Consider the following 11,831-nt stretch of genomic DNA (forward strand, 5'->3'; position numbering starts at 1 on the left):
TCAGGAGGCCTTGGCCTTCTCGGCCGGGGCAGCGGCGGCGGCCGGGGCCGGCGCCGGCTTGGCGGCCTCGTAGAACTCCTCGCGGGGGGTCTCCAGCGCTCCGAGGGAGACGACCTCGCGCTTGAGGAACATGCCGAGGGTCCAGTCGGCGAAGACGCGGATCTTGCGGTTCCAGGTCGGCATGGCCATGCCGTGGTAGCCACGGTGCATGTACCAGGCGAGCCGGCCCTTGAGCTTGATCTTCATCTTGCCCATGACGATCATCGCGACGCCCTTGTGGAGGCCGAGGCCCGCCACCGCACCCTTGTTGGAGTGCGAGTACTCCTTCTGCGGGAAGCCCCGCATGCCGGAGACCACGTTGTCGCCGAGGACCTTGGCCTGGCGCAGCGCGTGCTGGGCGTTCGGCGGGCACCAGGCGTTCTCGACGCCGGCCTTGCGGGAGGCGACGTCCGGGACCTGGGCGTTGTCGCCCGCGGCCCAGATGTAGTCCGTGCCCTGGACCTGGAGGGTCGGGGCGGTGTCCACGTGGCCGCGCGGGCCCAGCGGCAGGCCGTAGCGGGCCAGCGCCGGGTTCGGCTTGACGCCCGCGGTCCACACGATGGTGTTGGAGTCGACCTCGAGGCCGTTCTTCAGCACCACGTGGCCGTCCACGCAGGAGTCCATGGAGGTGCTGAGGTAGATCTCGATGCCGCGGGACTCGAGGTGCTCCTTGCCCCAGGTGCCGAGCTTGGGCCCGACCTCGGGAAGGATCTTGTCGGCCGCGTCGACCAGGATGAAGCGCATGTCCTCGCGCTTGATCGTGGAGTAGTACTTCACGGCGTCGCGGGCCATGTCCTCGACCTCGCCGATCGTCTCGGCGCCGGCGAAGCCGCCGCCGACGAAGACGAAGGTGAGGGCCTTGCGGCGGACGTTCTCGTCCGTCGTGGACTCCGCCTTGTCGAGCTGCTCGAGGACGTGGTTGCGCAGGCCGATGCCCTCCTCGACGCCCTTCATGCCGATGCCCTGTTCGGCCAGGCCGGGGATCGGGAAGGTGCGGGAGACGGCGCCGAGCGCGATCACCAGGTAGTCGAAGGGCAGCTCGTACGCCTCGCCGACGAGCGGCGTGACGACGGCGACCTTGCGGTCCTGGTCGATGGTGGTGACCCGGCCGGTGAGAACCTCAGCCTTGGGCAGCACGCGTCGCAGCGGGACGACAACGTGCCGAGGCGAGATGTTGCCTGCGGCCACTTCGGGGAGGAAGGGCTGGTAGGTCATGTACGACCGCGGGTCGACGACCGTGACGGTCGCCTCGCCGTAGCGCATCTTCTTCATGATGCGCTTGGCCGCGTACAGACCTACGTACCCACCTCCTACTACGAGGATCCTGGGACGCTCCGTGGTGCTCATGGAATGAGTATCCAGCACCCCAAGGGGTGACGCTCGTGAGCCCCTTCACAAGGTGCCACAGGGTCTCTGCTACACTGCGCGGCCCGCGTGACCCAGATCATGGCCCGCAACGGGAACCAACGTACAACGGGAGTCGTTGTGCACCCGGTCTGAACTGGCCTCCAAGGCCTGAACCGGACTGGACCACTGGGTTTCGTCCTTACCTCTGATACGAAACCCGTCGCGGCCCCGCATCGCACAAACAGGTGGCGAAACGGCCCTGCGACCCCCAAGAAGGCCTCGAAGGACCCCCTTGTTTACCCGGCAGCCCCTTTTTCCTTGTGAAGAACTTCACGAACCTCGTTCCCGCAGGGGCACTTTCGGCCGCTCCAGGGGCTGTTCGGCACCTCCGCACTGCCGCCGCACCGGCCCCCCTCCCCCCGCCCACCAGCCGCCCATCGGGCGGAACGCGATGTTCAGCCACACGACCGCACGACGGCCGCTGCACGTCCGCCCGGGAACCGGTCGAGGCGGGGTCGCCAAAGCGCACCGCGGGGGCCCGGCCCGCTCGTAGGGTGAGTCCATGATCGAAAAGGACTCCCTGGAAGCGCGGCTCAAGGAGCTGCGCGCCCTCATGGCCGAGCACATCGGCGCCGCCCTCGCCCACCTCGACGGCATCGAGGACCCGCTGGAGCGCGAACGCGCGGCGCGCCTGCTCTCGGACGACCTGCTCCCCCACGCCGTGCGCGCCGCGCGGCAGGCGCGGACCACCGCGGTCCTGGAACTGCGCCAGGGCCGCACGCTCAGGGAGGTGGGGGAGATGCTGGGCCTGTCCATACCGAGGGTGGACCAGCTGGCCAAGGGCAAGTAGCCGCCGCCCGGACGCCGTCAGCCGGACCGGCGGTAGCCGCGGCGTCCCGCCAGGTGCCCCGCGACGGTCGACCCCCGCCAGAGCTTCGTGCCGTCCGCACCCACCTCGTCCGGTGCCGGCCACCGGCCGCGGCTGATGTCGGCCGCCACGGTGACCCGCCGGACGCCCGTCTCCGCGGCTATCTCGCCCACGGTGTAGAGCCGGTCCGGGTCCAGCGGGACGGCCTCACGGGTGTGGTGCGCGGCGGCGAACGCGGCCACCGCGCCCGGGTCGTACTCGAGGCTGCGCCCGCGCTTCCCCGTCGGGGCGGGCCACTCGGGGTGGCGCCCCCAGCGGTCGTCCCCGGCGACGTAGCGGGCGCTCTTGCCGTAGTGGGCGGCGATCTCGGCGAAGGTGACGCCGTCCCGGCCGGCCGGGGGCGCCAGGGCGGCGGGCCCGGCCGGCCGGGCGTCCTCTTCCGGCTCTTCCGGGGACGCCGCCCCGTGCCGCGCGCTGCGGCTGATGCCGGAGGCGATCTGGGAGACGCGCGGCACCGATATGCCGAGGACGGCGGCCACCTCCGCCAGCGACCGGGTGGCCCGCAGCTCGACGACGGCGGCCTGCCTGACCGCCCGCAGCTCGGCCTGGAGACCCGGGACGGCGTCCAGGACCGCCGCCACCGCGCGAGCACGGTCCGCCGGGTCCGGGACGGCCGCGAGGTCCGCGATCACTGCGCGGAGCGCGTCGGCGGGGGCGGAGTTGTCGATCATGGTTGCGAGGCTACCCCCGGACACGCCTCCGGGACCCCGGAAGGCGCGAAGCCGCGAGGGGCCCCGCGCTCCGCGGGGCCCCTCGCGGCGTCCAGTCCGGTCAGGCCACGGACCAGGCGATGCCGTCCAGGATGTCGTGCTCGGAGACCACGACCTCGGTGGCGCCGATGCGCTCCATGATCGCGAGCAGCACCAGGGCGCCCGCGCCGATCACGTCGACCCGCCCCGGGTGCATCACGGGGATGGCGGCGCGTTCGGCGTGGGTGGCGGTCAGCATGCGCTCGCTGATCTCGCGGACCCGCTCGTAGGGGATCCGGGAGTGGTGGATCGCCGACGAGTCGTACGCGGTCAGGCCGAGCGCGATCGCGGCGACCGTGGTCACCGAGCCCGCGAGGCCCACCAGGGTGCGTGCCTCGGCGAGCGGGACCGTCTCGGCGGCCAGGTCCAGGGCCGCCTCGATGTCGGCCCGCATGGCGGCGATCTGCGCCGCGGTCGGCGGGTCGGTGACCTCGCCGTCCACCACCAGGTGGCGCTCGGTCATCCGGACGCAGCCCACGTCGACCGAGCGGGCCGCCCGTACGCGGTCCTCGCCGACGACGAACTCGGTCGAGCCGCCGCCGATGTCCACCACCAGGAACGGCCGCTCCAGGTGCTCGTGCGCGACGAGCTCCCGGGTGGCGCCGGTGAAGGAGAACTCCGCCTCCTGGTCGCCGGAGATCACCTCGGGCTCGACGCCGAGGATGTCCAGCACGCCCCGGACGAACTCGTCCCGGTTCTCCGCGTCGCGCGAGGCCGAGGTGGCCACGAACCGCACCCGCTCGGCGCCGAACTCCTTGATCACCCCGGCGTACTCGCGGCAGGCCGCGAAGGTGCGCTCCAGCGCCTCCGGAGCCAGCCGGCCGGTCCGGTCCACGCCCTGGCCGAGCCGGACGACGGTCATCCGCCGGTCGAGCTCGACCAGGTCGCCGGTGACCGGGTCGCAGTCGGCGACCAGGAGGCGGATGGAGTTCGTACCGCAGTCGATGCCCGCGACCCGGGTCATGCGGACTCCTCCCCGGTCTCCTCTTCCTTCTTCTCCCCGCACGGGGTGACGCAGGCGCCCTTGGCCCACCACTCCGGCAGCATGGCCAGGGCCTCGTCGCCGAACGGGTTCACCCCGGGGCCGGCGGCCAGCGAGTGGCCGACCAGCACGTGCAGGCACTTGACCCGGTCCGGCATGCCGCCGGCGCTCGGGAAGCCCTGGAGCACCTCGATGGCGTCCCGCCGCTGGATGTAGTCCTCGTGCGCCTTCTGGTACGCGGCGGCGAGCTCCGGGTCCTCGGCGAGCCGGGCCTGCATCTCCTTCATCACGCCGTTGGCCTCCAGCGTGCCGATCGCGGAGGCCGCGCGCGGGCACGTCAGGTAGTACAGCGTGGGGAAGGGGGTGCCGTCGGGCAGCCGGGGTGCGGTCTCGACGACGTCCGGCTGGCCGCAGGGGCAGCGGTGCGCGATGGCGCGCAGCCCGCGCGGCGGGCGGCCGAGCTGCTGCTCGAACGCCTCGATGTCCGCGTCGGTCGGCTCGGTCCGGTCGGTCTGGGGCGGGGGCGTCTGCATGCCTGGAGGAAGTCTCTTCGTTCGGTCGTACGTGATGGGTGGGTCATTCGCCGGGGCGGTCGGCCTTGTCGACGCCGTCCCAGACGTTGGAGTACCAGGGGCGGTCGGAACCGTCCTGGCCGCCGCGGCGGCGCTCCGGGGCCGCGGCCCCGGGGTCGGTCATGATGTAGCCGATCTCCCCCGGGCGCAGGAAGTGCAGGTGCTTGCGCGCCTGCTGCTCCGCGTACGCGGGGTCCTGCCAGCGGGCCTTCTCGTCGCGGAGCTGTTCGAGCCGCTTGCGTGCGGTGTCCGCGGCCCGCTGCTGGTCCGTGATCTCCGAGCGCTGGGAAACGTACTGGCGCATCGGATACGCGAGGGCGACGACCAGCGTACAGAGGACGAGGACCAGCAGTGCCGCGCGGCCGGTGAGCCGGCTGCGGCGGATGTGCCGGCGGGACTGCGAGCGGTAGACGTGGGCCGCGGTCCGTTCGCCGAGCTGTTTGAGCCGGGTCGCCGTCGAGAAGGTGGAGAACCGATCCCGGTTCCCGGCCATGGCCCCGCCTCCCCTGTGCGCGCACTACGCAATACGTCCCCGCACACGGTACGGGACCGAGTGCGGGGACGTACGGAGGCTGAGACCCCAGGGGTGTCCCCCCGGGGGCTCCGCCCTGAGGCGGTGTCAGCCCTTGAAGCGCGGGAAGGCGCTGCGGCCGGCGTACACGGCGGCGTCGTCGAGGATCTCCTCGATGCGCAGCAGCTGGTTGTACTTGGCGACGCGGTCCGAGCGGGCCGGGGCGCCGGTCTTGATCTGACCGCAGTTCACGGCGACGGCGAGGTCGGCGATGGTGACGTCCTCGGTCTCGCCGGAGCGGTGCGACATCATGCACTTGAAGCCGTTGCGCTGGGCCATCTCGACGGCGTCGAGGGTCTCGGTCAGGGAACCGATCTGGTTCACCTTCACGAGCAGGGCGTTCGCGGAGCCCTCCTCGATGCCGCGGGCGAGGCGCTCGGGGTTGGTGACGAAGAGGTCGTCGCCGACGATCTGGACCTTGGCGCCCAGGCGGTCGGTGATGGTCTTCCAGCCGGCCCAGTCGTCCTCGAAGAGCGGGTCCTCGATGGAGACGAGCGGGTACGCCTCGACGAGCTCGGCGTAGTAGTCGGTCATCTCGGCGGCCGAGCGGGACTGGCCCTCGAACTCGTACTTGCCGTCCTTGTAGAACTCGGACGCGGCGACGTCGAGCGCGAGCGCGATGTCCTTGCCCGGGGTGTAGCCGGCCTGCTTGATGGCCTCGATGATGAGGTCGAGCGCGGCGCGGTTGGACTCCAGGTTCGGGGCGAAGCCGCCCTCGTCGCCCAGGCCGGTGGAGAGGCCCTTGGTGTGCAGGACCTTCTTGAGGGTGTGGTAGACCTCGGCACCCCAGCGCAGCGCCTCGGAGAAGGACTCCGCGCCGATCGGGGCGATCATGAACTCCTGGATGTCGACGTTGGAGTCGGCGTGCGACCCACCGTTGAGGATGTTCATCATCGGAACGGGCAGCAGGTGCGCGTTCGGGCCGCCGAGGTAGCGGAACAGCGGCAGGTCCGAGGCCTCGGAGGCGGCGTGCGCGACGGCGAGGGAGACGCCGAGGATGGCGTTGGCGCCGAGCGAGCCCTTGTTGTCGGTGGCGTCGAGGTCGAACATCGCCTGGTCGATCAGGCGCTGCTCGGTGGCGTCGTAGCCGACGAGCTCCGGCCCGATCTGCTCGATGACGGCGAGGACGGCCTTCTCCACGCCCTTGCCCATGTAACGGTTGGGGTCACCGTCACGGAGCTCGATGGCCTCGAAGGCACCGGTGGAGGCGCCGGACGGAACGGCAGCACGGCCGGTGCTGCCGTCGTCGAGGCCCACCTCGACCTCGACCGTGGGGTTGCCTCGGGAGTCCAGGATTTCCCGGGCTACGACGACGTCGATGGACGGCACGAGCATCTCCTTCTGGGATGTGACGCTGGGTGTGCGGTGGCGTGTGGGCCGTGGGACGGCCCTGCCGACTAGAGCCTAACCGGCTCCGGGCAGTGGGCTGCCCGACCGCCCGGGTCCTGGGACGAAAAAGGGGCCGAATACCCGCCTTCCGGGACATAGGGCCCTTGAATTCCCCGGCTCCCTGGGAGAGGAGATGCCGGAAGCCGGTCGTCCGGTTCCGGAATGCGGGGACCCGCGGACGACACGCCGCCGCCCGGCGCGTGGGGGGATACGCGCCGGGCGGCGGGGATGCTGCGGGGTGCCGCGAGTGTTACGCGGAGGTTCAGCCGAGCTTCAGCTTCTGGCCGGGGTAGATCAGGTCGGCGTCGGACACGGTGTCCTTGTTCAGCTCGAAGAGCTTCTCCCAGCCGCCCTTGACCTTGTTGGCGTCGGCGATGGTGCCGAGGGTGTCGCCTTCCTTGACCGTGTAGGAGCCGGTCGCCGGGGTGCCGGTCGACGGCTTCGACGGGGTCCAGTTGCCCGAGCCGGAGCCGGAGCCCTTGGTCTCGGTCTCGGTCTCGGTCTTCGGCGTGGACGGCTTGGCCGGAGCGGGCTTCGCCGGGGCCGGCTTGGCCGGAGCGGGCTTGGCCGGGGCCGGCTTGGTCTCGGGCTTCGGCTTGGCCGGGGTGGTCGAACCGCCGCCGTTGTACGAGGAGTTGGACAGGCCGACGCCGCAGTGCGGCCAGGCGCCCTTGCCCTGGCCCTTGAGGACCTTCTCGGCGATGGCTATCTGCTGGCCCTTGGTGGCCTGGTTGGCCTGCGAGGCGTACGCCTTGCCGCCGTACGCGGCCCACGTGGAGGACGAGAACTGCAGGCCGCCGTAGTAGCCGTTGCCCGTGTTGATGGACCAGTTGCCGCCGGACTCGCAGGCGGCGACCTTGTCCCACTCGGCCGCGGTGGCGGCGCTGGCGGTACCGGCGGCCATCAGCGGGGCCGCGACGGCGACACCGGCGACACCGGCGAGCGTGACGATGCGGACGGCCTTGGAGCCGCGGCGGTGCTTGCCCTTGCCGGAAAGCAGCATGGAGTTCTCCTCACCGACGCCTTCGAGGTGAGCTGTCGGGTTCGGGCGGATGAGTTGCCCGGTCACGCGGATTGCGGCGCGTGTCTTCACCCCTAGCCGGTACGCGGACCGTCTCTCAACGGCCTTTCCCGGCGCCTACCTTGGTTCCCCCGCTCCTGCCTTCGGCGCTTGCGCGACGACTGTTCCCTCCGTCCGCCGGCAGGATTCGGCGATGCGGTCGAAGGAGCCCGCGGTGGCGAGCGATTCAGAAGGTAGACAGGTCTCTCCCCGATGTTCAACGTGCGATTTTGGGGAGAAACCGGCCTACTTGCCACTCTCGGAAGCGCGTTTGCGCAGGTGAGAGGGGGGTTTGCAACAGTTCCGGAACGAGACACGCCAGTTGTCCGGAAGAGATGCATGTCTCATTTGGCGATAACGGACATTCAACTCTTAATGGATGTCCGAACTGCCCCCTATTTCTTGGTTAGATCCAGGTTCTGTCCGGGCTTGATGAGGTCCGCGTCCCCACCGATGACCTGCTCGTTGGCCTTGTAGAGCTCGCCCCAACCGCCTTCGACGCCCTTGGCCTTCGCGATGTCCGAAAGGCTGTCGCCCGCCTTCACGGTGTAGACGGGCTGCCCGGCGGGTGCTGACGCCGTGCCAGGTGCCCCCGGCACCTCGACGGCGGCCGGGCCGCGGTGCTTGCCCGAGCCGTCGGTCGCCCCGGCGGACGGGGTGGCCGTCGGGTCGCCCGGGGTGGCCGGGGCGGTGGGCGTGACGCCCGGGGTGGGAGTGGCGCCCGGCGTGGCCGGAGTCGTCGGGGTGGCGCCCGGGGCGGTCGGGGTGCCCGGCGCCGTGGGCGTGGGCGTGCCCGGGGTGGGGGTGGGCGTGCCGGGCGTCGTGGGCTGGACGGTGAAGTCCGGCGCGGGCATGACGGGCAGTCCGCTGGAGGGGCCCAGCGGGTAGTCCGGCAGACCGCTCGGGTTGGACGGGGTGCCCGGCGCCGGGGTCGGGGCCCCGAAGTCGGTGGAGGGCTTGCCCTTGCCCGCGTTCGGCACCGAGTCGTCGGGCCGGGTCGGGGTGGGCGCCACGGGGCCGGGGTTCAGCTTGTCGCCCGGGTCCACCTCGGGCGCGGGGCCCTGCTGGGTCAGCCCGGCCGAGGCGGAGCACAGCGGCCACGCCTGGGGGCCCTGGGAGGCCAGCACCCGCTCGGCGACCGCGATCTGCTGGGAGCGGCTGGCGAGGTCGGGGCGCTCCGCGTACGCGAGGCCGCCGGCGTTGCGCCACTGCTCCAGGGTGAACTGCAGGCCGCCGTAGGCGCCGCTGCCGGAGTTCGCGCTCCAGGTGCCGCCGCTCTCGCAGTCGGCGACCTTGTCCCACGTGGCGGTGTCGGCCGCGTTCGCACCGGTGGCGGCGAGCAGCGGCATGGCCAGCGCGGAGCCGGTGACTCCTGCGGTGACGACGAGCGCGGGTACCTGGCGGGGGCGTCTGTGGCGGCCGTTCCCGGGAAGCATGAGACTGCACCTTTCGCATAACGGCGGGGTAACGGCAGAACCTAGCCGCCTTCGAACGGATGTCACAAGTTCGACGGTGGACCGAGTTGCGGACTGACTTCCGGTCAGTCCCGCTTCGCTCGCGGACTCATTCGTTCGGGACTGTGAAGCGGACGGGGAGGGTGCGCAGGCCCCTCATGATGAGTCCGCCGCGCCAGCGCAGGTCCGTAGGGGGAATCGCAAGTTCCATATCCGGCAGACGCTTCAGCAAAGTTCCGAGCGCCGTCTGCCCTTCGAGACGGGCGAGCGGGGCACCGAGGCAGTAGTGGATCCCGTGGCCGTATCCGAGGTGCTGATTGTCACTCCGGGAGAGGTCCAGGGTGTCCGGGTCGGCGAACCGCTCCGGGTCGCGGTCGGCCGCCGCGAGGACCACCAGCACGGGGTCCCCGGCCGCGATGTCCTGCCCGCCGAGCGTCAGCGGCCGGGTGGCGAACCGCCAGGTGGCGAGCTCCACGGGGCCGTCGTAGCGGAGCAGTTCCTCGACGCCGGTCTCCAGCAGGGCGCTCTCCCCGGCCGCGAGGGAGGCCTGGAGGCGCTCGCGCTGGTCCGGGTTCATGAAGAGGGAGTGGATGCCGTTGCCGATGAGGTTCACGGTCGTCTCGAAGCCGGCGAAGAGCAGGATGAAGGCCATCGCCGTGGCCTCGGCCTCCGTCAGGTGGTCTCCGTGGTCACTCGCCCGGATCAGATCGGAAATGAGGTCATTGCCCAGGTCGTCCCGCTTGCGGTGGATGAGTTCCCCGAGATAGGTGCGCATCTGCTTCACCGAGCGGGCCACCCCGCCGCGCGGACCGCCGCCGTGGCGGATCATCATCCCCGCCCAGTCGCGGAAGTCGTCCTGGTCCTCGCGCGGTACGCCGAGCATCTCGCAGATGGCGTAGATGGGGAGCGGGAACGCGAACTCGTGGATGAGGTCCGCCTCCCCCTTCTCCACGAACTGGTCGATGAGGTGGTCGGTCAGCTCCTGCACCCGCGGGGTGAACTCCGCCACGCGCCGCGGGGTGAACGCCTTCGACACCAGCCGCCGCAGCCGGGTGTGGTCCGGCGGGTCGATGTTCAGCAGGTGCGTCATCAGCTCCGCCTTGCGCTCCCCCGGGATCCCGGTCTTGCCCTTGGCGTGCGCCGGCTCCGCGTGGTGCGCCGGGTTCTTGCTCAGCCGCTGGTCCGCGAGGGCCTGGCGGGCGTCCGCGTACCGGGTCACCAGCCACGCCTCGACCCCGCTGGGGAGCCGGGTGCGGTGCACCGGGGAGTTCTCGCGCAGCCAGGCGTAGGCCGGGTACGGGTCGGTCGCGAACTCCCAGTCGAAGAGCGTCGGCCCCTCGGGACGGGACGGGTCGGGCTGGGCGGCGGAGGTCTGATCGTGCACCCGACGACCGTATCCCGGCCCGCCGCCGGCCATCCCTTATGGCCGCTTCGTCGCGGCTGTCCGTAGATCGGACATCACTTGACGCCGGGTTCTGCGACATTCCTACTTTCGGTTCTGTGGATGTGAGGATCTTGAAAAGCAGTTTCGCGGTGGTGGAGAGAAGGGCCGAGCACTCGGTCAAGTACTTCTACTCCCACCTCTTCTGGCACAACCCCGGGCTCCGCGAACTCTTCCCGGCCTCCGCCGAGGACATGGAACGCCAGCGCGACCGGCTCTTCGCCGCGCTCACCCACGTCGTCGCCCACCTGGAGAGCGGGACCCTCCTCCCCTATCTACGCGACCTCGGACGCGACCACCGCAAGTTCCTCGTCGCCCCCGAGCACTACGCCGCCGTCGGCACCAGCCTGATCGCCGCCCTCGCCCAGACCTCCGGCGACGCCTGGACCCCGGCCGTCGAGAAGGCCTGGTACGAGGCCTACCAGGTCATCGCCGACGCCATGACGGCCGGCGCCGCCGAGAGCGACGAACCCCCCTGGTGGGAGGCCGAGGTGGTGCGCCACCTCCAGTACGGAGAGGACATCGGCGTACTGACCCTCGCACCGCGCACCCCGCTGCCCTACCGGCCCGGCCAGTACGTCAGCGTGAGCAGCGACCGCGTCCCGACCACCTGGCGCACCTACTCCCTCGGCAACGCCCCCCGCCCCGACGGCACCGTCGACCTGCACGTCAGCCGGATCGAGGGCGGCCGGCTCAGCACCGCCCTGGTCCGCGACGTCCTGCCCGGCGAGGTGCTGCGCCTGGGCGCCCCCGGCGGACAGCTCACCCTGCGCCGCGACGACCGCCCCCTCACCCTCATCGCCGCCGGCACCGGCTGGGCACCCGTCCGGGCCCTGCTGGAGGAACTCCTCCAGCGCCCTCCCGATCACGACGTACGCCTCTTCGTGGTCGCCCGGGACGCCGCGTACCTCTACGACCGGCCCCTGATCGACCGGCACGCCGCCGCCTGCCGCTGGCTCGGCGTCACCTACATCACCCCCGCCCCCGGGCAGCACCGCAACCAGGCCACCGACCGGCTGGCGACCGCCCTCGGCAACCGCGCCCTGTGGCGGGAGCAGGACGTCTACCTCAGCGGGCCGGCCCTGTTCGTCGAGGAGACCTCCTTCCTCCTCCGGGAACTCGGAGCCCGTCCCGACCGGCTCTTCCACGACGCCGTCCCCGTCACCGGCTCCCAGCGCACCCGGCCCCTGGGCTTCGGCGAGTGGTTCCTGCACCGCCCGCCCCCGCACTGGCACAACCCCTCGGCCCGCGCCCCGCGCGACTAGGCCGTCTCGCGGACTGCGCGGCGGGTCTGTCCCG

The 11,831-nt window shown here is 71.5% G+C and carries 11 protein-coding genes and 1 riboswitch; of the genes, 2 read left to right on the forward strand and 9 right to left on the reverse strand.

The genetic code is table 11. The features are described from left to right. Complete coding sequence (locus tag ACIPW5_RS12705) at positions 1 to 1,386, reverse strand: NAD(P)/FAD-dependent oxidoreductase (protein ID WP_401243947.1); 1,386 nt, start codon at positions 1,384 to 1,386, stop codon at positions 1 to 3. Positions 1,387 to 1,948: 562 nt separating this feature from the next. Here ACIPW5_RS12705 and ACIPW5_RS12710 point away from each other — a divergent pair. Next, on the forward strand, positions 1,949 to 2,236 hold the full coding sequence (locus ACIPW5_RS12710) for a hypothetical protein (RefSeq protein WP_401243949.1): 288 nt from the start codon (positions 1,949 to 1,951) through the stop codon (positions 2,234 to 2,236). Positions 2,237 to 2,253: 17 nt separating this feature from the next. Here ACIPW5_RS12710 and ACIPW5_RS12715 read toward each other — a convergent pair whose 3' ends face one another. The 8 genes from ACIPW5_RS12715 to ACIPW5_RS12750 form a co-directional block, all read right to left on the reverse strand. Further along, positions 2,254 to 2,985, reverse strand: coding sequence for a hypothetical protein (locus ACIPW5_RS12715; RefSeq protein WP_401243951.1), 732 nt, complete (start codon positions 2,983 to 2,985; stop codon positions 2,254 to 2,256). Positions 2,986 to 3,085: 100 nt separating this feature from the next. Then, positions 3,086 to 4,027, reverse strand: a complete 942-nt coding sequence (locus ACIPW5_RS12720) for an exopolyphosphatase (protein WP_401243952.1) — start codon at positions 4,025 to 4,027, stop codon at positions 3,086 to 3,088. Further along, a complete protein-coding gene (locus ACIPW5_RS12725) occupies positions 4,024 to 4,578 on the reverse strand; it encodes a DUF501 domain-containing protein (protein ID WP_401243954.1) in 555 nt (184 codons plus the stop codon). The genes ACIPW5_RS12720 and ACIPW5_RS12725 overlap by 4 nt, the downstream gene beginning before the upstream one ends. Positions 4,579 to 4,621: 43 nt before the next feature. Continuing rightward, positions 4,622 to 5,110 carry a septum formation initiator family protein gene (locus ACIPW5_RS12730; RefSeq protein WP_401243956.1) on the reverse strand — a complete coding sequence of 163 codons (489 nt, stop codon included), beginning with the start codon at positions 5,108 to 5,110 and terminating at the stop codon, positions 4,622 to 4,624. A gap of 126 nt (positions 5,111 to 5,236) precedes the next feature. Further along, on the reverse strand, positions 5,237 to 6,523 hold the full coding sequence (eno, locus tag ACIPW5_RS12735) for a phosphopyruvate hydratase (protein WP_030028493.1): 1,287 nt from the start codon (positions 6,521 to 6,523) through the stop codon (positions 5,237 to 5,239). Between the two features lie 316 nt (positions 6,524 to 6,839). Next, positions 6,840 to 7,580 (reverse strand): transglycosylase family protein, encoded by a 741-nt coding sequence (locus ACIPW5_RS12740; RefSeq protein ID WP_401243958.1) that lies wholly within the window; start codon positions 7,578 to 7,580, stop codon positions 6,840 to 6,842. 2 nt (positions 7,581 to 7,582) lie between these two features. Next, positions 7,583 to 7,757: riboswitch (cyclic di-AMP (ydaO/yuaA leader) on the reverse strand. Positions 7,758 to 8,032: 275 nt separating this feature from the next. After that, on the reverse strand, positions 8,033 to 9,073 hold the full coding sequence (locus ACIPW5_RS12745) for a transglycosylase family protein (protein WP_401243959.1): 1,041 nt from the start codon (positions 9,071 to 9,073) through the stop codon (positions 8,033 to 8,035). A 127-nt stretch (positions 9,074 to 9,200) separates the two neighbouring features. Beyond that, positions 9,201 to 10,475 (reverse strand): cytochrome P450, encoded by a 1,275-nt coding sequence (locus ACIPW5_RS12750; RefSeq protein ID WP_401243961.1) that lies wholly within the window; start codon positions 10,473 to 10,475, stop codon positions 9,201 to 9,203. Positions 10,476 to 10,624: 149 nt separating this feature from the next. On the opposite strand from ACIPW5_RS12750, the gene ACIPW5_RS12755 reads away from it, so the two are divergent. Further along, complete coding sequence (locus ACIPW5_RS12755) at positions 10,625 to 11,797, forward strand: globin domain-containing protein (RefSeq protein WP_401243963.1); 1,173 nt, start codon at positions 10,625 to 10,627, stop codon at positions 11,795 to 11,797. Positions 11,798 to 11,831: the final 34 nt, after the last annotated feature.

This window comes from Streptomyces sp. NPDC090077 (assembly GCF_044747545.1).
Lineage (GTDB): Bacteria > Actinomycetota > Actinomycetes > Streptomycetales > Streptomycetaceae > Streptomyces.